Source organism: Bacteroides sp. DH3716P, assembly GCF_025914115.1.
Lineage (GTDB): Bacteria > Bacteroidota > Bacteroidia > Bacteroidales > Bacteroidaceae > Bacteroides > Bacteroides ovatus.
In genome coordinates this window covers 3,758,302-3,778,976 of sequence record NZ_CP083673.1, presented here as the reverse complement: position 1 = coordinate 3,778,976, position 20,675 = coordinate 3,758,302, and the positions used below count along the sequence as shown (strand labels likewise).

Sequence of the window (20,675 nt, the reverse complement as noted above, 5' to 3'; positions counted from 1 at the left end):
GCAAAAAAAAGTAAATACCTTGTCATACATCAAATTTAGTTGTTAATATATTTGCAAAATTACCCGGAACAACTCGGATAAAATATCAGAAAATGACCTGATATTATAAAATTTAAAGCAAAATACATATTACTAGTGCGATATGAAATCTTTAGGCAGTACTCCGAACTGTTTTTTAAAACAGCTTGAAAAATAGGAGGGGGTACTGAACCCTACCATGTAAGAGACTTCCACCACTCCATAGGTTCCTTCTTTCAGTATGGAAGCTGCCTGCTTCAAACGGAAAAGGCGGAGATATTCGTTCGGACTCATATTTAGGATTCCTTTCAATTTCCGGTAAAAGTTGGAACGTCCCATATTCATTGCATCCGCTATATCATCAATTTGCAGGTCCGTATTATCAAGATGGCGTAATACATACTCATTTAACTTGCTAATAAACATCTCATCGGCCTTTGTCTGCGCCATTGCATCTGCTTTGATAAAAGGAAATTCAATAAAGTGACGGCGTAATCTTTCCCGATTACTCAACAGATTTGCTACATTGGCACGAAGATACTCCATAGAAAACGGCTTTTCAATATACGCATCCGCCCCTTCTTCAAGTCCTTCGATTCTTGATTCCAGATTAGTTTTAGCTGTCAATAATATTACAGGAATATGACTATAGTCCAGATTTTGTTTCAGATGCTTGCATAATTCAACCCCGTCCATCAGAGGCATCATAATGTCACTTATTATCAGATCCACAGATTTCTGTTCAAGAACGTCCAACGCCTCGACCCCATTTTCCGCAATCAGTACATGATACAATGAAGACAATTGCCTGAACACAAAAGCAAGCATATCCTTATTATCTTCTACAACCAATATGGAAGCAACCTCTCTTTTATCTTTATCAGAAACTTCACGATCTTCATCATCATACCCAGGTTTCTTATGTTGTTCTTCCGAATCATCCGGAAGTGTCTGGTGTAATATTGGAATGGAAAGAATGAAACGGTTACAATCTAGCTCCCGGTCCATCACCAGCATACCTTGATGCAACTCTGCCAAGTAACGAGCCATAGCTAATCCGATGCCTGTGCCCGAGACAATATCTTTCCCGTCCCGGTATTGGACAAAGGCTTTAAAAATATTTTCACGCATTTCGATAGGGACTATATTCCCATCATTACTCATAGAGATAGTGAACACCTCATTCTTCTCATCAACAGACAAATGGAGATAAACGTATGTCCGGGCATATTTCAATGCATTAGCAAACAGATTACTGAGAATTTTGGTCAAAGCCTCTTTGTCAACAGAAGCCAACAATTCTTCCTCTGGAACTTCTACTTCAAGTTTAATTCCCCTTTGCTTTGCCAAAGTGGTGAAATACTTATAAACAGAGTGGACGATAGTACCGATATTATATTCTTTCGGATTCAATTTAAAACCTTTATTTTCCGCTTTACGGAAATCAAGTAATTGGTTTATCAGGTTCAGTAACCTCTCCACGTTCTGATCCATAATTTCCAATTCCATCCTTACATTTTCGGAGAGTTCCCTATCAGCAAGTACATTCTCCAATGGGCACTTTATCAGTGTTAAAGGAGTACGGATTTCGTGTACCACATTTGTAAAGAAATCTATCTTAGTGGTGTAGAGTTCCTGCTCCTTTTCCTGTTCGAACTTCTCCATCTCTTTACGCTGCTTTTCAATAGTACGCTTCCTTAAATAAAAGAAGAGGGCGAAAAATGTACCGAGTATCAATAGGATATAAATCAGGTATGCCCATACGGATAAATAAAACGGGGGCAATATCCTGATCCCCAATGTGCGTACATCTGGATTCCATACACCATCACTATTCGCACCTTTCACGCGTAACATGTATGTCCCATAAGGTAAATTGGAATACGTAATAGGGCCCTTACCCGCTGTATGCCATTCGGAATCATACCCTTCCAGTCTATATAGCAGTGTATTCATGCTCGGTGACTGATAACTTATCGCAGCTATCCTGAAGGAGAACGAATTCTGATTTGACTGAAGTTCGATATGGTTTGACAAAGTGATACTTTGTTTCAATGGAGAGCCTTTTTCTCCGACTACCACCTTTTTATTAAAGAGCATAAAATCGGTAATCAAAACAGAGGGTAAAAAATCATTATCAATAAAGGAGGAGGGGGCAAAGGAGATGAAACCGTTAATACAGCCAAAATAAATCCGTCCATTCTTATCCTTATAGCTGGACTGGTAATTAAACTGGTTACTCAGCAACCCATTAGCAACTGTATACACTTTAAAACTGGAATTCTTCGGGTTAAAATGCACCAGCCCTTTATTGGTTGAAACCCAGAACAATCCCTTTTCATCTTCTTCAATCCGATAAATGACGTTGCTTGGCAGACCGATACCGTCATAACGGACAAAGGTGTTGGCGGAAGGCACAAAGCGGCAGAAGCCACCTCCTTGTGTGGTAAACCATAGCTGATTTTGACTGTCTTCAAAAATACTCAGCACCTTATTGGATGGAAGGGTGGACGAGTCTGCTTCCTCATGTACGAAATGTTCCCAACCACCTGTACGGACATTCTTTTTATAGACGCCATCGGCATAAGTTGCCAGCCATAAATTCCCCTGCTTATCCTCCTTTATATAATAAACAAACGTCCACCCAAGTTCGGGGACGCGTTTAAAACGTTCCGTATCTGGGTTGTACCGAAACAATCCTATTGTTGTTCCAAGATACAGATCGCCCGCAGTTATCCGGCAGATAGAAAAGATATCACTTGCAATATTATCATAGTGCTTTACAGCGTATGTCCTCAAATCAATACGCTTCAATCCTTTTGCAAAATTCCCAACCCACAGATAATCTCCGTCCAAATACAATCCGTGAACATTATGATAAATATCCGGATGAATGAACGGTTCGATTTTTCCAGTACTAGGATAATAATGGAAAAGCCCCTTATCTTCTGTACCTATCCAGAGTGTGCCGTCATGGGCGGCACAAAACTCCCGCACCCTTTTTCCCATTTTGTTTGATTCTTTCTGGGGATAGACTTTATCAAAGTAGGTATATTGCCGGGGGTAATAATTCACACCCCCAAAATAAGTCCCTATCCACATTCCGCCTTCACGGTCTTTGAGAATCGAATAGATGGCATTGTCAGAGATTGAATAGGGATCACCGTTGACGTTCTGCAAGTGGATGATTTTTGCCGTGTGCAGATTATAGATATAAAGTCCCGATTCGGTTCCTATCCATAATTCGTCATCTGAATAAAATGCAAGTTCCCTGATATAAATATCACCTCCCAATTCATCCTTGGAAAGAAGGGTACGGATAGTCTTATTAGTTAGGTTCACTTCTTTCAGTCCGAATACAGTTCCCACATACATGCAATTATAGGGTCCGGGGAGCAATTTATAGATGTATTCATCTCTGAAAGACACTTTTGAATCTTCTGGAAAAATCGGAGTTAAAGTTTTAAGCTTGTCTTTTGAATAATACAGATTTCCATCACGTATGTCCAACCAGCAGACATCGTCCGAATCAAAATAGAGTTGGCCGGAAGTTTTAAGGTTCAGAGTACCGGACCCGTCCGACTGATAATTAACCAACTGGCTATCCTGGGGATTGTAATAGAAGATTCCCCGCGTCTGAGTTACAACCCAGATACCTCCTTTCTGGTCCCCAGTTATCAGATTGACCGTACAGTCTATATCTATGTTTGAATTACTTATCAGAGTAAAATGCCTGACCTTTTCCATTTGTGGGCAATAGACATATAGGCCTACGTCTGTCCCAATCCATATTTGCCCAAGATTGTCTTCATACAAAGAAGTGATGAAATTATTGCCCAAGGTTCCGGATTCTTTCATGAAAGTCCGAAAAGAGATACCATCATACCGGTCAAGACCATCCTTCGTCCCAAACCACATAAATCCTTGTTTATCCTGAAGGATGGCATGGACCGTATTCTGGGATAATCCATTATTGATATCAAGTGAACGGAATGCATATTGTCCTTCATTCAGAACGGCAAGGGAATAAAGAGGCATCAAAGAAAGAAGTATTAATATAACTAAAATACGTAGTCTCTGCATTGTCTTAATTGTTAGTTTCATTAATTAACATACAACAGGATATAAGAATATCCTGAAAAGTGGATATCAGAGCTATTTCAACAGTATATTCTCAGTACGTCCCGGTGTCAGCAATTCCCAAAGGGATGCTACCGTCCAACCGGGAGCAAACATGTCATTATAATATCCTTTTCCATTCCTTCCATAATCCCAGTTGGTGTGCTGGATCACTTCCGGATAATAACCAACTTTTATCACTCCACACATATGTCCTTTATAAGGAAGTAACTGGCACATGGAAGTAGAAATGACTTCAGCAAAATCAGAGAAACGAGGTTCATTATACTCTTTGGAAAGCCAACGGAGCACATCGGCAAATTCAAAAATAAATACATCAATATGATTATTCTCCACCGAGACATTTCCCCAGCCGCGAGTTTTCAGACCGATATCACCCAACATCTGCCCGGGAGCAAACGGAACGTCCCAGACGTAATACCAGGACAAGGCAAAATAAGCCGCTTTTCGTGTCAGAGAGGCATAGTGGTTATGTTCCGTACCATTTGTTATCAATGATAAATAGTAAGTTGCCGTAGCGGTATAGAGGGAAGCTTCCTTATCCTCACAGTTTGCATCCAGCGTAGAGGAGAAATAGTCAGCCTTTGATATAAGCTCTTTTTCCAGATATTCCGCAGTACGCCGGGCAGCGGACAGATAGCGTTTGTCCTTAAAATATTTATATCCCATAACCAGAGGTAATGTAGCGGATGGAGTACTTCCTCCACTTCCGTCAACAACTGTAAAGTCATCATGGAATTTACGTGGAAAACTTCCATCTGGATTTTGCAGTTGCAAGAACATATCGAGCATTTTCTTTAAGCGTTGTTCCCAATCAGGATGGTGACGTTTATACTTCTGTTCATAATTCAGATAATGAAACATGGCATAAATTCCTTCCGACTGACGACGTATGCTATGCACTGGGCGTTCTTCTTTCACATCACTATCATTTTCCAGATTTACCCATTCACGCAAATAACCGGTTTCCGTAAAGCCATTTTCTAAGTAACTATCAAATATCTTTTTACTGCTAGCTGCAAGGTCATCACGTCCATTCTCATTGCCAAACTCCCATGCATTGAAAGCGTTTAGAAGTACGCGACCGACAAAACCTATCTCTGCTACATTCATGTTGGCACAGGCTGCCACTTTCATTTCAGGGCTGGAGTAATAGGCAAGAGCTTTGTCCCCAACAAAACTTTCCACAAAATAATTGCTCAGCACTCCTTTTATCTCTTCTGGAGAAAAAGGTATTTTCACAGGTTGGGGACGGTATGTATCATAACAATATTCCCAAGTATGGCAAATAAAATCTGAGTAGTCTGTAGCCTGCCCCTCGATAAATTCCCAGGTCAGGAGTACTGTTTCTCCTTTTTTTAGATATTGGAAAGATGTAACCTCCGGAGCCAGCGTCAACTTACGAATATAGGTTTTAGGAGCTTCTCGGTAAGGAAATCCAAAAGATAGTGTTGATGTTCCGTCATGGCTCTCAAAGCCGGTGAACCCTAGGGACGTTTTGCCCGAGAGGATGATTTCGCCTGTTTGGTGGGTAGCAAGGGCATCCCATTGAAAATCGTCCTTGCGTGCCACAGTCATATAACGTCCATCTTTCTGATTGAAGATACCGGTAAGGGGTGAGCTCAGACGATCCTCACGTACCAGCCAACTCTCTGATATATGAAATGAAGGAGCACCTTTAGGAGAACGTAAATTGCGACTATACCAGAATCCTGGTAGATAAAACATACAGTCATTATGTCGGAAGCCTGTTTTCAACTGTTGTTGATAATTAAAGTACACGTCTTCCAATGCCGTAATACTTACTACCATTACACATTTAACATTGTCACGTTCTATTCTCTCTGTAATGATTAATGGTATTTTTTCTTCAGACTCTAACAGATAGATTCCCTTATCATCAACGGCTCCTTGAAAAGCAAGGGAATAGTTTCGTGATTGATTACCGGGAACCTTCAAGGAGACTTGTGCAGATATTCTTTTATATATATCATTAACAGTCCTAGCATCAATAGTAATAGTACAGATCATCAGGCAACAAAGCATACATCTTAATTTTGTCATATAAATCAGATAATTTAGTTTATTAATATTCTTTTAATTTGCGTTCCAAAATTAGGATATTACGTATACAAAGAATGTGATTTTTTGAGCAATTATTATAAGATTTCAGTAGAATTCATAAGAAACAGCCCATTAAGTATTTATTTTTTAATCCTCTATTAAGATCCCATTACAATATACACTTATATTTTTATTGGGATATTTAATACTACAAATGTAAATGTGTCAGAATGCGGGCACAACCTCAGGTCCCTAGCCTTTGTATTGACGAGACTTCTTTAAGCTGCGGAGAATTATATACTGTTGTCACTAATCGTGCGGGACGTGGTGGCAGAGGTACACTTGTGACCATGATACGTGGCACGAAGTCTGAAGACGTCATAAAGGTGCTTGAAATGATTCATGTCTCCAAGCGCAAGACAGCCAAAGAGGTCACTTTAGATCTTTTGCCGACCATGATGCGGATCGTCTGAACGGCTTTTCCCAATGCCACTATGACAGGTTATCGGTTTCATGTACCTTAATTCCGCAATACTATTGTAAATTAAATCTTTTAAGTAGAGGTTGTGTCAAAACGCTGACACACCTCTTTTAAATGCTATTTAATGCGAAATTACAAAAATACGCATTTAGATGGAGGCAAACTGTTTGCGCCATTGGCTAGGTGACATGCCCGTTTTTTGTTTGAATATACGATAAATCCATGTGTGGGATGAGAAACCGCACTCTGTGGAAATAGCGTCAATGCTATATTCGGGGTTGGCTTTCATCATGCGAACAGCCTCATTAAAACGAATGTCGCTAAGCCAGGTTCTAAAATTGGTGTATTCTGACTGATTGAAGTATTCTGTCAGTTCGTTTTTCTTGTATCCCAACTTGGTAGCTAGCGAATAGATGTTAACTTCATAGTCCTTATAAAATCCCTCTTCACACCATTTCTTGAGGGCTAATTCTATTTCCATCTTTCTATTAGCTGTCAAGATATTTGTGCCATGAGTGTTCTTGCCGTCTTTCATGTCTTCTGCTTCCGTGACTTTTGCTTCTGCGTCATTTTCCTCAGGAATGACTTCTTTGGGTGTGATGTAATAGCCCATAGCAATGAAAGTGTGGACGAAAAAGATGACAGAGAGTAATATCAAGGGACCTATTATATATAATAAGGTATTGAAGAGGATTGCTACAGGAAGGAGTCCAGCAGCAAAGTATAGCAAAATGATGCTGGCTTGCGAATAGCGCACGTATGGAATCAAGTCGATTCCGAAATTCTCCATGAGCTTCTGCTTTCGGGCTTTTGTTTCTTTGCGAATGATAAGAATAAAATATGCCATGCTAGCCACAAAAAGACCGAGCATCACATAGAGCATATTGCCAATGTGTAAACTTTGACTTTTGAACATGCCAATGACGAAAACTATGGCGATGAGTATGTATGCCATCATACCACGTAAACAATACCGTCGCACTTTGTTGCCTGTGCTCTCTATGTTGATTATGGAGAGAGTGATGGCAAATGCCACTGGAGTATAGAACAATATGTTGAATGCTGCGCCCACATCGGTACCTTGTGCACGGAGTCCATGAATCATCTGTAAGAGGTAGTGGACGGAGAAGAATAGCATGGATGCAACGAGAATCCATCTTGATATTTCGTAGCGCCACACCTTCCATCTCACCTGCAAACTTGCCATGGCTAATTGCAATGCTAGCATGGCTGTAATGACGCAACATACAAGTTGTAATATGAATAACGATTTCATAGTATTGTTATTACCTTAATTCCGCAACACTATAAATTTTAACTTTTATAATATCCTGAACAACAAAAAGTTCTTGGACAAGCCAAGCGGCAAAGCCGAGCGGCTCAGGATTTTGTCATGTCAAAGGATTCACTTAACTTAGTGTTGCAAAAATAGTCAAACAAAACCTCATCAAGCATGGTAAAAGTACAAATAAAATCCGAGAAACTCACATCTTTTGGTGGTATATTTCCAATTATGGAGAAATTCGACAGGATGTTGTCTTGTACAATAGACTCTACTTTAGGTTTGCGTAGCAAAGTGTATGGCTATCAATATAGCGAGATAATACGTTCTCTGATGTGCGTATATTTCTGTGGAGGGTCATGTGTCGAAGACGTGACCTCACACCTTATGGAAGCACTTTGCTTGCATCCACCCCTCCGTACATGCAGCGCAGACACAATACTTAGGGCCATTCGTGAATTGACCACACCGAATCTGACCTACAGGTCTGATTCGGGCAAAAGCTACGACTTCAACGTGGCTTCCGACCTTAACAATCTGCTTGTCAATGCATTGCTGGCAACTGGACAGTTGCTGCCAGACAATGAATATGACTTTGATTTTGACCACCAGTTCATTGAGACGGAGAAATTTGACGCAAAAATAACCTACAAGAAGTTTACCGGTTACAGTCCAGGAATAGCAACGGTCGGCGATGTCATCGTCGGGATAGAGAACCGCGACGGCAATACCAATGTCCGTTTCCATCAGGAAGACACTCTAAAACGTATTTTTGAGCGTTTGGAGAATGCCAGAATACATATAAACCGTGCGAGGATGGATTGTGGCTCATGCTCTGAGGCTATGGTGGAAATGGTGGAGAAGCACAGTCGGCATTTTTATATCCGCGCAAACAGGTGTGTATCGTTGTATGACGATATCTTTGCCTTGCGCGGATGGAAGACCGAATACATAAACGGTCACGAGTTTGAGATATGCTCCATCATTGCAGAGAAATGGGTCGGCAAAGCGTACCGCCTTGTCATACAGCGGCAAAGAAGCATCAACAAGGAACTCGACCTGTGGGAAGGGGAATATACATACAGATGCATACTGACAAATGACTATACTTCGACAGACCGTGACATCGTGGAGTATTACAACAAGCGTGGCGGTGCTGAGCGTGTATTGGACGACATGAACAACGGCTTTGGCTGGAAACGGCTGCCAAAATCGTTCATGGCGGAAAACACGGTGTTCCTGCTTCTGACCGCTTTAATACGAAACTTTTACAGACACCTCATATCTGACGCAAACATGAAGAGCTTTGGACTTAAACGCACAAGCAGAATCAAAACTTTTGTATTCAAGTATGTTTCTGTCCCTGCAAAATGGATTAAGACTGCAAGACAGCACATACTGAACATATACACAAGCAATGATGCATACATGATGGCCTTCAAATTTGATTTTGGGTAGCCTCAAATCTTCGTGGCCTTTTGCGTATTGCCTCAAGTCGCATCATGGGGTAAGGGGATTTTGTCTCTTGCGACTGCACCATTAGGGTTCTTTACGAAAACGAGTCGTTTTAGAGAGGTATCTGCAACCCCAGATATCAAAAATATTACAGGTTGCGGATTTTAGGATGTACAAAAGCTCTTTTATGAGGCAATTGATGAACTCAGGATTACTTATCGCTGAAGGGCACGGGATTTGGAGAGCGGAGAGCGATGAAATTCAGTGGCGCAGAGAGTAAAATAATAAAAAAGTTGGATTTTTATTGACGCGAATCAATTCTTTTAGTATTTTTGCCTTGTCTTTTACCAAAAAAGATTAATAACAGTAAGCGTTAGGCATTATCCATGTTCAGGAAATCCCCAATTTCAAGACAACAATTGGATAATACATCAGGTGTCCCTATGCACTATTATATCTTGTTAGCATATATAGGCGTGGGGCTTTGTGTATTATATGTTGTTGAGTATGGGGATACTTCTGAACGGTAATACCAAAGTTCCCACGCTTAACTTTNTAGGCGTGGGGCTTTGTGTATTATATGTTGTTGAGTATGGGGATACTTCTGAACGGTAATACCAAAGTTCCCACGCTTAACTTTATATAAACACAACTTCAGGGAACAGAGTTGTCATATAATCGCATTATGAAAGCAATTTGTTTCAAAACCGGACAGGTCCTGCCTTCCGTTTTCATTCCTCTGTCTGTTACTGTCTTTAGTGGAATTCTCTGCCTTTTTGTTTCCATTCCTGCCCCTTTTCGGGACTTGCGGCTATTATTACACAAATTACATGCCAAACAGTTTCTCTGAATCCATTTATGGCATTCAATAATCCCCCTGGACATACAGAAGAGGAACTTTGGCAACAAATACTCTCCCTGTCAAGGGAATTGCAGGAATGCAGGGCCTGCCTGCACTATCATAATACGCTGGATTACATATACGACAAGATCAACATGATAGAGAAAGAACTGGATATCTTGTTGAGAATGTTGTAGGGATCTTGTGACAAAAAGGCATGATAATTATACATTTTTATGACTATTTGTCTCGCAAGCATTAAAATTCATTTTACAACTCCATAAGAGTCCGATTTACAGATGCTATCACATAAATTCATGATTATTGCAGGATATGAATTACGATTTATTTTGTCTAATTTCAAATATCAGAACAGCCATGGATAAACGAATTGAATATGCGATGAACACATTGATCAATACAGAAATCTGGTCAACTAACCTGTACCTGTCATTGCAGGTCTATTTTGAGGGGCAGCAACTTCCGATATTGGCCTCATGGCTAAGTGCACAGGCACAGGACAATATGGGCAAGGTCTATCAGATGATGAACCGCATCTATCATGAAGGAGGTGCTGTAACCATCCATGAAATCAGGCGCGACATCCGGCAATGGCCGACACCGCTGGCTGCCTTGAACACCCTGCTTGAACATGAACAATATATATCCCGTCAGATATCCGAACTTCACGTACTATGCCAGAATACGGATTCATCCATCCATTCTTTCATCAAGGGGCTGTACACAAAACGGATATATGTAAGTACGGCGTTTATGGAATTGTTGCGTATCCTGGCCATGGAATATGAACGCAGGCTGCCCTGCTTCATATGATGTGTCAAATCGTGTAACCTGACCGGAGTTTATTGTTCACAGAGAAAATAATGGTCTAAAAATAAAACAAGTATCATCCTATGGATATATTCGCATACTCAATGTTGTGTTTCACTTCGTTGTTCACATTGATGGACCCCCTCGGAGTGATGCCGGTTTTCCTGCAGATGACCGAGGGCATGAGTGCCGGAGAACGCCGGAGCATCGCCTTAAAATCCTGCGCCCTCACGTTCGTCATACTGGTACTTTTCACCTTGTGCGGCAGGTTCCTGTTCCATTTTTTCGGGATCTCGACCAATGGTTTCCGGATTGCGGGAGGTATCATCATCTTTAAAATCGGATATGACATGCTGCAGGCACACTTCACCCATGTGAAACTGAACGAGAACGAGAAAAAAGAATATTCCAGGAACATCACCGTCACGCCTCTTGCCGTTCCGATGCTGTGCGGTCCGGGTGTAATTTCAAGCGGCATAACACTGATGGAAGATGCCCCTGAGCATATTTTCAAAATTGCACTGGTTTGCGTGATCGCCCTAGTCTGTCTCCTCTCTTTCATTATCCTTTGCGTGTCAACGCGGCTTTTGAAAATTCTTGGAGAAACCGGAAATAATGTGATGATGAGACTGATGGGGCTTATTCTGATGGTCATCGCCGTGGAATGTTTCATAAACGGGATGCAACCTGTCCTGACAGATATTTTGAGACAAGCACACGCTTGCCCCTGAATATGAAAAATAAAAAATAGTACCAACATTAAAAATTAGATTCATTATGACCGAGAATTTACAAAAGGCCCTGAACGGGCAGATTACTGCGGAATTATGGTCCGCCAACCTGTATCTTTCAATGTCCTTCTATCTGGAAAAGGAAGGTTTTTCCGGCATGGCCCGCTGGATGCGCAAGCAATCGGCGGAAGAGACAGGACACGCATGTGCCATCGCCGAATATATGGCCAAACGTGAGGCGGAGGCAAAAGTGGACAAGGTCGATGTGGTTCCACAGGGTTGGGGCAGTCCCACCGAAGTCTTTGAACATGCCTTGGAACACGAGAGACATGTTTCCAGATTGATTGACGAACTGGTACATCTGGCTTCCGAGGAGAAAGACAATGCCACCCGTGATTTTCTTTGGGGATTTGTCAGGGAGCAGGTGGAGGAAGAGGCGAATTTCCTGAACATCGTAAACCTGATGAAGAAAGCCGGAGAGAGCGGCATCCTTTTCATGGATGCAAAACTGGGGGAACGCCAGTCCTGATTTGGAATAAAAAAACGACTGACATGAGCACGATTATTGATTTGTTGGGAACGCAGGCAGGATACTACCTGGACCATGTATGCAAGACAATAGACAAGAAACTCATCCATATCCCCGAGCCGAATATGATAGACAAGGCATGGGTGGATTCCGACAGGAATATACGCACCTTGGAGAGCCTGCAAGCCCTGTACGGGCACGGGCGTCTGGCCAATACCGGGTATGTCTCCATCCTGCCGGTGGATCAGGGGATAGAACATTCTGCCGGAGCATCCTTTGCACCCAATCCTCTTTACTTCGATCCCGGGAACATTGTGAAACTCGCTATCGAGGGAGGATGCAACGCCGTGGCATCCACATTCGGAGTTCTGGGAGCTGTGGCACGTAAGTACGCCCATAAGATTCCTTTCATCGTGAAGTTGAACCATAACGAGCTGCTGACTTATCCGAACAGTTATGACCAGGTCATGTTCGGTACAGTGAAGGAGGCATGGAACATGGGTGCCGTTGCCGTGGGGGCAACTATCTATTTCGGTTCGGAACAAAGCCGCCGCCAGATTGTGGAGGTCTCACAGGCGTTTGAATATGCCCATGAGTTGGGGATGGCCACGGTATTGTGGTGTTATCTGAGAAACAGCAGTTTTAAGAAAGACGGGATTGACTATCATGCGGCAGCAGATCTGACAGGGCAGGCCAACCATATCGGGGTCACCATCAAGGCTGATATCGTGAAGCAGAAGCTGCCGTCCAACAATGGAGGTTTTAAAGCCATCGGATTCGGTAAGACCGACGGGCGTATGTATACGGAACTGGTCTCCGACCATCCGATAGACCTCTGCCGCTACCAGGTGGCCAACGGGTATATGGGAAGGGTTGGCCTGATCAATTCGGGGGGCGAGTCCCATGGGACATCTGACCTGCATGATGCCGTCGTAACCGCAGTGGTGAACAAACGTGCCGGAGGTATGGGACTTATCTGTGGGAGAAAAGCCTTCCAGAAGACGATGAAAGACGGGGTCTCGCTTCTGAACACCATTCAGGATGTCTATCTGGATCCTTCGATAACCGTTGCATAAAAACTATATGGCATGAAAAGGATCGTATTGTTGAGACATGGCGAGAGCCTATGGAACAAGGAAAACCGCTTTACCGGTTGGACCGATGTAGACCTGAGTGATAAGGGGATCGCAGAAGCCTGTAAAGCCGGTGATATGCTGAAAGAAGCGGGATTCTCTTTTGAGGCGGCTTACACATCCTATCTGAAACGGGCTGTGAAAACGTTGAATTGTGTTCTGGACCGTCTCAATGAAGACTGGATCCCGGTGGAGAAAAGCTGGAGGTTGAACGAGAAACACTACGGCATACTTCAGGGACTTAACAAAAGGGAGACAGCAGACAAATATGGCGAGGAACAAGTCCATATCTGGCGGAGAAGTTACGGCGTGTCGCCCGAGCCGGTGAAGGAAGACGATCCCCGCTATCCGGGGAACGACACCCGTTACGCCGGTGTTCCCGAAATGGAACTGCCACGGACTGAATCCCTGAAGGATGCCGTCATGCGTGTCATGCCCTATTGGGAATGTGTCATCCTACCCACATTGATGCATAGGGACAACCTGCTTGTCGTTGCCCATGGAAACAGTCTGCGCGGGATAGTCAAGCATCTCAAGAATATTTCCGATACGGACATATCCCTCTTGAACCTGCCCACGGCAGTACCTTATGTATTCGAATTTGATGAACGGCCGGTGCTTGTCAGGGACTATTTCCTCGGAGACCAGGAGGAGATACGGAGACGGACGGAGGCTGTAGCCGAACAAGGTATGATCAGACGATAAGAGTCAGTCAATCAGACTGATTTGTATTGTCTTTTTGAATATTTTATTTATTAACAATTTAAAAAAGGAGGTAAAAATGGTACCTGTAAAAACAAATTCAAACTGGTTGCCGAGTATTTTTAACGATTTCTTCGAGAATGAGTGGCTGGCAAAAACGGGAGTTACGGCTCCTGCCATCAATGTCATTGAGAATGACAAGGACTACAAGGTTGAAATGGCGGCTCCCGGAATGACGAAGGATGATTTCAAGGTGAATGTTGACGAAAACAACAACCTGACAATCTGCATGGAAAAGAAAGAAGAGAAGAAGGAGGAGAAGAAAGACAAGAAGTATCTCCGCCGCGAATTCTCTTATTCCAAGTTCCAGCAGACCATCCTGCTACCTGAAAACGTGGAGAAGGATAAGATTTCCGCAAAAGTCGAACACGGGATCCTGTCCATTGAAATCCCGAAAGTGAAGGAGGAAGAAAAACAAAAAACTTCCAAGGCTATCGAGGTTAAATAATTCCATATCTGGAATGGTGTAAGGCCGGACAGGCTTTTCCTGTCCGGAGAGCCGTCCGGCCTTTAACAGGCACTTCCGGAACAGGGAACCGGCACAACCGATGAAGGAATTCAATTTTGAAAAAGAGCTGCTTAGCGTACAGGACGAACTGTTCCGTTTCGCGTACAAACTGACAGCGGACAGGGAGAAGGCGGAAGATCTGCTGCAGGATACCCTGCTCAAGGCAATGCTTCACAAAGAAAGTTACAACAAGAACACAAATTTCAAAGGGTGGCTGTTTATCATCATGCGTAACACGTTTATCAACGGTTACCGGGCGGAGGTCGGTCATACCCGTCTGTACATATCCTCCGATCCTGCATATTATTCGCGGATCATGGACGAGTCCCGTACAGAGGAGGTGGACAGGAACTATGACCTGGAAAAGATACGTAATGCCATCAAAAGTATACCGGAGTCGCATTTCATACCTTTTGAGATGTACCTGTCAGGGTTCAAATACCGTGAGATAGCGGAAAGAACCGGTGTGAGTTTGGGAACCATAAAGAGCCGTATTTTTCACTGCCGGAAAAAACTGAAAGCTATATTGGCAGAATGAAACAAAACAAGAACTGAGATAGATGAAAAAAGATGAATATATAGGAATCCTTACTTCCGGAGGGGACGCTTCCGGAATGAATGCGGCAATCCGTGCCGTGACCCGTACCGCCATTTTCAACGGCTTCAAAGTCAAAGGAATTTACAGAGGGTACGAAGGCCTGATAGCGGGCGAGTCCAGGGAACTTACGACCGAGGATGTGAGCAGCATCATCCAGCGTGGGGGAACCATCCTGAAAACGGCACGTTCCGAAGCGTTCACCACCCCGGAAGGACGCAGAGAGGCATACGATACCATGAGGAAAGAAAAAATCGGGGCGCTGGTAGTCATCGGGGGCGACGGCTCACTGACTGGAGCCCGCATATTTGCCGAGGAATACCCTGTCACGTGCATAGGACTGCCCGGTACCATCGACAATGACCTGTACGGTACCGATTTTACAATCGGATATGATACGGCCCTGAACACCATTGTGGAGTGTGTGGACAAAATCCGGGATACAGCCACCTCGCACGACCGAATTTTCTTTGTCGAGGTGATGGGACGCGACGCCGGTTTCCTCGCCCAGAACAGCGCAATAGCCTCGGGAGCCGAGGCCGCCATTATTCCGGAAGACCGGACGGATGCGGATCAGCTGGAGACTTTTATCGGACGCGGATTCCGGAAGACCAAGAACAGCAGCATCGTCATCGTGACGGAAAGCCCGGGCAATAAGAATGGCGGAGCCATGCACTATGCCGACCGGGTAAAAAGGGAATACCCCGGATATGATGTCAGGGTCTCTATCCTGGGACATCTACAACGGGGAGGAGCGCCAAGTGCCAACGACCGCATATTGGCCAGCCGGCTGGGTGAGGCCGCCATACAGGCCCTGATGGAGGACCAGCACAATATCATGGTAGGCATACATAACAATGAGATTGTCTATGTTCCTTTTGACCAGGCTATCAAGAACGACAAGCCCATTGACAAAAACCTGATCCGTGTCCTTAACGAGTTGTCCATATAAAATGTTACTCCTATGTCGGAAGTTGCCCCTTTAATATCAGACCTTGCCACTATCTTGATTATAGCCGGTATCATAACCGTCATTTTCAAATGGCTGGGACAGCCGGTCATAGTGGGATATATTGTGGCCGGTATTATGGCAGGTCCTTCCATTTCCCTATTCCCGACTGTTTCCGACCAGGCCAATATCAAGATATGGGCGGATATCGGTGTTATTTTCCTCCTGTTCGCCATAGGACTGGATTTCTCGTTCAGAAAGCTGATAAGTGTGGGAGCCTCGGCCATATTCTCCACTGTTATCATCGTCTGCGGCATGATGTTCCTGGGATATACGGCAGGCAATGCGATGGGCTTCTCACACACGAGCTGTATCTTTCTGGGCGGAATGCTGTCCATGTCCTCCACCGCCATCGTATTCAAAGCATTCAGTGACATGGGGCTTCTCGATCAGAAATTTACCGGTATTGTCCTGGGGATACTAATCATTGAGGACGTGGTGGCGGTAATCATGATGGTGGTCCTCTCCACATTGGCTGTAGGCAAGCATTTTGAAGGCTTCGAAATGCTGGAGAGCATATTGAAACTTGCGGCCTTTCTTATTTTCTGGTCAGCATTGGGAATCTATCTGATTCCTACCCTTCTGAAAAGATTGAACCGCTTTATTAGCAATGAAATACTGTTGACAACCTCCCTGGGACTATGCCTGGGAATGGTGATGATAGCGACAAAGGCGGGATTCTCCGCCGCGCTGGGTGCGTTCGTCATGGGATCCCTGCTGGCAGAAACAGATAAAGCGGAAGAAATCGCACATATCGTGCAACCGGTAAAGGACCTGTTCGCCTCCGTTTTCTTCGTATCAGTGGGAATGATGATCGACCCTGCCATGATATGGGAATATGCCGTTCCTGTTTTTATCCTGACGGCACTGGTCCTATGCGGGCAGGTCCTGTTCGGGAGTTTCGGCGTGTTGCTTTCCGGACAACCGCTAAAGATTGCGATACAAGCCGGCTTTTCCCTGGCACAAGTGGGTGAGTTTGCGTTCATCATCGCTTCGTTAGGAATCAGTCTGAATGTAATGGACAAATACCTTTATCCGGTCATAGTGGCAGTATCGGTCATCACCACTTTCCTTACTCCTTATATGATAAGACTGTCGGATCCCGTCTACTGTTTTGCAGACAGGCACTTGCCACAATTCCTGAAAGATTACCTGACGCATTATTCTTCTGGAACAATGACCACAAGACATCAAGGCTCCTGGCACAAGCTCATCAGGTCCATGTTGGTATCCGTCACCCTTTATCTGGTGGTATGCCTGTTTTTCATAGCGCTGTTCTTCTCCTATGCGTATCCTCTGGTAATGGGACGTATTCCGGGGATGAAAGGAAGCCTGCTGAGCTTCGTTCTTGTCCTCCTTATCATATCCCCGTTTTTGTGCGCCATCATCATGAAGAAAAACAATTCCGTCGAATTCCGCAAACTTTGGGCGGACAACAGGTTCAACAGGGGGCTGCTGGTATCAATGATAGTGATCAAGGTGTTGATCTGTATCATTATCGTAATGGGTATCATCATCCGTCTTTTCAATGTCGCTTTGGGGTCAGGACTGATATTATCTTTCCTGATCATTGTCGTTATCTATTTTTCCAAGCGGATACGGAAACGATCGCTAAGTATGGAAAAACAGTTCCTCGAGAATTTCCAGGGTACAGCCGGGACATTTCCACAGGAAGAACCGGAAACAGGAGAAACCTCCACAGAAAAAAATCATGAACTATCAAATAAGTAAAATGTTATGGAATATTCAAGTTATCATGTAAACGTCCCACAATGGAGGGAGATTACAGTCGGTTCACACCTTCCGGCAGAATTGCGGAGATTTGCGGAGATGGCACATAATCTTTGGTGGACCTGGAACGAGGATGCGAAGAGTTTATATAGTGGTTTGAACCCGGAACTATGGGAAGAGGCGGAACAGAATCCGGTACTGTTTCTGGAACGGATGGATTATGAAGAGCTGGAGGCACTGACACATGACGGAAACTTCATGCGTAAGATGGAAAACGTATATTCCACTTTTAAGGCGTATCTTGATGTGGAGCCGGACCACAGCCGTCCGTCAGTTGCCTATTTCAGCATGAATATGGTCTGGACAGGGTTCTTAAAATCTATTCCGGCGGTCTGGGCATATTGGCAGGTGACTATCTGAAGGAAGCTTCGGACAGTAACGTAGACCTCTGCGCTGTAGGGCTTTTATATCGTTATGGCTATTTTGACCAGGCTCTGGCGATGGACGGGCAGCAACAGGTTCATTATGACCCACAGAATTTCGGGCAGCTTCCGATAGAGAAAGTGATGCAGCCTGACGGGCGACAACTGGTAATCCATGTTCCCTATGCCGACAGTTTCACGGTCCATGCCAATGTATGGAAGGCCAATGTGGGACGTGTTTCCCTCTACCTGCTGGATACGGACAATGAACTGAACAGCGAGTTCGACCGTCCGATTACCCATCACCTGTATGGCGGTGACTGGGAAAACCGGCTCAAGCAGGAAATACTGCTCGGCATCGGAGGAATGATGACATTAAAAGTATTGGGCATCGAGAAAGATGTATATCACTGCAACGAGGGGCATGCCGCACTGATCAATATCCAGCGGTTATGCGACTATATATCCGAAGGCCTGGACTTCGGACAAGCCATGGAACTGGTTAGGGCTTCCTCGCTTTACACTGTGCATACACCTGTGCCTGCCGGCCATGACTATTTCGATGAGGGGCTTTTCAATAAATATATGAAAGGATATCCTGATAAGCTGGGCATTACGTGGGACGAGTTGATGAACCTCGGACGGCAAACTCCGGGCAACAAGGGAGAACGTTTCTGCATGTCGGTATTCGCCTGCAAAACCAGCCAGGCGGTAAACGGTGTCAGCAAGCTGCACAAGTCCGTTTCACAGCAGATGTTCGCGCCTCTCTGGAAAGGCTATTTCCCGGAAGAGAACCATGTGGGCTATGTGACGAATGGCGTACACTTTCCCACTTGGTGTACGGCGGAGTGGAAAAAGCTGTTTAAGGACAATTTCGATGAGAATTTCATGAACGACCAGTCCAATCAGGAAATATGGAAAGGCGTTTATAATATACCCGATGAAGAGATATGGAACATGCGGAAAAGGTTGAAAACCAAACTGATATCCTACATCAAGTGGAAATGCGGCCGGGACTGGCTCAAAAGCCAGGTTGACCCGGCATTGGGTGTCTCCATTTTCGAGAAGTTTAATCCGAATGCTCTTCTTGTCGGCTTCGGAAGGCGCTTTGCAACTTACAAAAGAGCTCATCTTTTGTTTACCGATTTGGATCGTCTGGCGCGGATTGTGAACAATCAGGAACATCCCATACAGTTTGTCTTTGCAGGAAAAGCCCATCCAAACGACACTGCCGGGCAAGGGCTCATCAAGCAGATTGTGGAGATATCCCGCCGTCCTGAATTCTTGGGTAAAATCATCTTCCTTGAGAATTATGACATGGACCTGGCACGGCATCTTATTTCTGGGGTTGACATCTGGATGAATACTCCCACCCGTCTTGCGGAGGCTTCCGGAACTTCCGGTGAGAAGGCTCTGATGAACGGCGTACTCAACTTCTCCGTGCTGGACGGTTGGTGGTACGAAGGCTACCGCAAGGAGGCGGGATGGGCCATCACCGACAAGGCCACCTATCAGGATGAACAGTACCAGAACCAACTGGATGCGGAAACAATTTATTTCCTGCTGGAACATAATATCCTGCCGTTATATTATGAACGGAAAGAAAAAGACTATCCGGAAACCTGGGTCAAGTACATCAAGAACTCGGTTGCGCAAATAGCTCCCCGCTTCACGATGAAAAGACAGCTGGATGACTACTATGACGGATTTTACAACAAGTTGTCGGAACACTTTCATGTTTTGGCGGCGGACAATTATGCAAAGGCGAAAACGCTTGCCGGCTGGAAGGCAGCTGTCGACAGCAGATGGAATGCCGTGGAAATCGTTTCCGTGAATGCGGGAAAAGGATTGGACGCCACGGTGGAGGCTGGTAAGGAATACGAGATGACGGTCGTCATTGACGAGAAAGGGCTGGACAACGCGATCGGATTGGAATCGGTCATTATACGGCATGAGGAGAATGAGGATCGCATCCATGAGGTCATTCCTTTTTCTTTGACATCCAAAGACGGAAACCTATACACTTTCAAGGCAATAACCAGAATGTTCAGCGCTGGAAGCTTCAAACAGGCATTCAGAATGTATCCCAACCATCCCCTGTTACCTCACCGGCAAGATTTTTGTTATGTACGATGGTTCTGAA

The 20,675-nt window shown here is 44.4% G+C and carries 14 protein-coding genes and 1 pseudogene; 12 read left to right on the top strand and 3 right to left on the bottom strand.

The annotated features are described in order from the left end of the window. Nucleotides 1–132: 132 nt before the first annotated feature. Together KQP79_RS14145 and KQP79_RS14140 are read right to left on the bottom strand one after the other, a co-directional pair. Nucleotides 133–4,101 (bottom strand): two-component regulator propeller domain-containing protein, encoded by a 3,969-nt coding sequence (locus tag KQP79_RS14145; protein ID WP_264386533.1) that lies wholly within the window; start codon nucleotides 4,099–4,101, stop codon nucleotides 133–135. 72 nt (nucleotides 4,102–4,173) lie between these two features. Then, nucleotides 4,174–6,222, bottom strand: a complete 2,049-nt coding sequence (locus KQP79_RS14140) for a hypothetical protein (protein ID WP_004318649.1) — start codon at nucleotides 6,220–6,222, stop codon at nucleotides 4,174–4,176. Between the two features lie 230 nt (nucleotides 6,223–6,452). Between KQP79_RS14140 and KQP79_RS14135 the strand changes: the two genes are divergently transcribed. Then, entirely contained in the window at nucleotides 6,453–6,695 is a 243-nt protein-coding gene (locus tag KQP79_RS14135) for a transposase (protein WP_004318648.1), read from the top strand. A gap of 156 nt (nucleotides 6,696–6,851) precedes the next feature. Here the strand turns inward: KQP79_RS14135 and KQP79_RS14130 are convergent, their stop codons facing one another. Then, the gene (locus tag KQP79_RS14130; RefSeq protein WP_004312658.1) at nucleotides 6,852–7,979 is read right to left on the bottom strand and encodes an AraC family transcriptional regulator; all 1,128 of its coding nucleotides are present in this window, start codon (nucleotides 7,977–7,979) and stop codon (nucleotides 6,852–6,854) included. Nucleotides 7,980–8,156: 177 nt separating this feature from the next. Here KQP79_RS14130 and KQP79_RS14125 point away from each other — a divergent pair, with 177 nt between their 5' ends. From KQP79_RS14125 to glgP, 11 genes and pseudogenes are all read left to right on the top strand, one after another. After that, nucleotides 8,157–9,443: an IS1380-like element ISBfi1 family transposase gene (locus tag KQP79_RS14125; protein WP_004312659.1), complete on the top strand. Its 1,287-nt coding sequence runs from the start codon at nucleotides 8,157–8,159 to the stop codon at nucleotides 9,441–9,443. Between the two features lie 1,216 nt (nucleotides 9,444–10,659). Beyond that, nucleotides 10,660–11,115: a ferritin-like domain-containing protein gene (locus tag KQP79_RS14120; RefSeq protein WP_005680129.1), complete on the top strand. Its 456-nt coding sequence runs from the start codon at nucleotides 10,660–10,662 to the stop codon at nucleotides 11,113–11,115. 80 nt (nucleotides 11,116–11,195) lie between these two features. Beyond that, complete coding sequence (locus tag KQP79_RS14115; RefSeq protein ID WP_004308119.1) at nucleotides 11,196–11,843, top strand: MarC family protein; 648 nt, start codon at nucleotides 11,196–11,198, stop codon at nucleotides 11,841–11,843. A 46-nt stretch (nucleotides 11,844–11,889) separates the two neighbouring features. Beyond that, on the top strand, nucleotides 11,890–12,372 hold the full coding sequence (locus KQP79_RS14110; protein WP_004308118.1) for a ferritin: 483 nt from the start codon (nucleotides 11,890–11,892) through the stop codon (nucleotides 12,370–12,372). A 23-nt stretch (nucleotides 12,373–12,395) separates the two neighbouring features. Beyond that, nucleotides 12,396–13,448, top strand: coding sequence for a class I fructose-bisphosphate aldolase (locus KQP79_RS14105; protein WP_004308117.1), 1,053 nt, complete (start codon nucleotides 12,396–12,398; stop codon nucleotides 13,446–13,448). 12 nt (nucleotides 13,449–13,460) lie between these two features. Further along, complete coding sequence (gene gpmA, locus KQP79_RS14100) at nucleotides 13,461–14,210, top strand: 2,3-diphosphoglycerate-dependent phosphoglycerate mutase (RefSeq protein WP_004308116.1); 750 nt, start codon at nucleotides 13,461–13,463, stop codon at nucleotides 14,208–14,210. 76 nt (nucleotides 14,211–14,286) lie between these two features. Then, nucleotides 14,287–14,715 (top strand): Hsp20/alpha crystallin family protein, encoded by a 429-nt coding sequence (locus KQP79_RS14095; protein WP_004308115.1) that lies wholly within the window; start codon nucleotides 14,287–14,289, stop codon nucleotides 14,713–14,715. A 100-nt stretch (nucleotides 14,716–14,815) separates the two neighbouring features. After that, nucleotides 14,816–15,313: an RNA polymerase sigma factor gene (locus KQP79_RS14090; protein ID WP_004308114.1), complete on the top strand. Its 498-nt coding sequence runs from the start codon at nucleotides 14,816–14,818 to the stop codon at nucleotides 15,311–15,313. A 22-nt stretch (nucleotides 15,314–15,335) separates the two neighbouring features. Further along, nucleotides 15,336–16,322: a 6-phosphofructokinase gene (gene pfkA / locus KQP79_RS14085; protein WP_004308113.1), complete on the top strand. Its 987-nt coding sequence runs from the start codon at nucleotides 15,336–15,338 to the stop codon at nucleotides 16,320–16,322. A 12-nt stretch (nucleotides 16,323–16,334) separates the two neighbouring features. Further along, nucleotides 16,335–18,110: a cation:proton antiporter gene (locus tag KQP79_RS14080; protein WP_004308112.1), complete on the top strand. Its 1,776-nt coding sequence runs from the start codon at nucleotides 16,335–16,337 to the stop codon at nucleotides 18,108–18,110. A 6-nt stretch (nucleotides 18,111–18,116) separates the two neighbouring features. Continuing rightward, nucleotides 18,117–20,674, top strand: a pseudogene (gene glgP / locus KQP79_RS14075) (alpha-glucan family phosphorylase). Nucleotide 20,675 lies beyond the last annotated feature (1 nt).

What these genes read in the sequence shown, in the direction of transcription:
- KQP79_RS14145 (WP_264386533.1), bottom strand. Translation starts at nt 4,101, where the DNA reads ATGCAGAGACTACGTATTTTAGTTATATTAATACTTCTTTCTTTGATG.
- KQP79_RS14140 (WP_004318649.1), bottom strand. Translation starts at nt 6,222, where the DNA reads ATGACAAAATTAAGATGTATGCTTTGTTGCCTGATGATCTGTACTATT.
- KQP79_RS14135 (WP_004318648.1), top strand. Translation starts at nt 6,453, where the DNA reads ATGCGGGCACAACCTCAGGTCCCTAGCCTTTGTATTGACGAGACTTCT.
- KQP79_RS14130 (WP_004312658.1), bottom strand. Translation starts at nt 7,979, where the DNA reads ATGAAATCGTTATTCATATTACAACTTGTATGTTGCGTCATTACAGCC.
- KQP79_RS14125 (WP_004312659.1), top strand. Translation starts at nt 8,157, where the DNA reads ATGGTAAAAGTACAAATAAAATCCGAGAAACTCACATCTTTTGGTGGT.
- KQP79_RS14120 (WP_005680129.1), top strand. Translation starts at nt 10,660, where the DNA reads ATGGATAAACGAATTGAATATGCGATGAACACATTGATCAATACAGAA.
- KQP79_RS14115 (WP_004308119.1), top strand. Translation starts at nt 11,196, where the DNA reads ATGGATATATTCGCATACTCAATGTTGTGTTTCACTTCGTTGTTCACA.
- KQP79_RS14110 (WP_004308118.1), top strand. Translation starts at nt 11,890, where the DNA reads ATGACCGAGAATTTACAAAAGGCCCTGAACGGGCAGATTACTGCGGAA.
- KQP79_RS14105 (WP_004308117.1), top strand. Translation starts at nt 12,396, where the DNA reads ATGAGCACGATTATTGATTTGTTGGGAACGCAGGCAGGATACTACCTG.
- gpmA (WP_004308116.1), top strand. Translation starts at nt 13,461, where the DNA reads ATGAAAAGGATCGTATTGTTGAGACATGGCGAGAGCCTATGGAACAAG.
- KQP79_RS14095 (WP_004308115.1), top strand. Translation starts at nt 14,287, where the DNA reads ATGGTACCTGTAAAAACAAATTCAAACTGGTTGCCGAGTATTTTTAAC.
- KQP79_RS14090 (WP_004308114.1), top strand. Translation starts at nt 14,816, where the DNA reads ATGAAGGAATTCAATTTTGAAAAAGAGCTGCTTAGCGTACAGGACGAA.
- pfkA (WP_004308113.1), top strand. Translation starts at nt 15,336, where the DNA reads ATGAAAAAAGATGAATATATAGGAATCCTTACTTCCGGAGGGGACGCT.
- KQP79_RS14080 (WP_004308112.1), top strand. Translation starts at nt 16,335, where the DNA reads ATGTCGGAAGTTGCCCCTTTAATATCAGACCTTGCCACTATCTTGATT.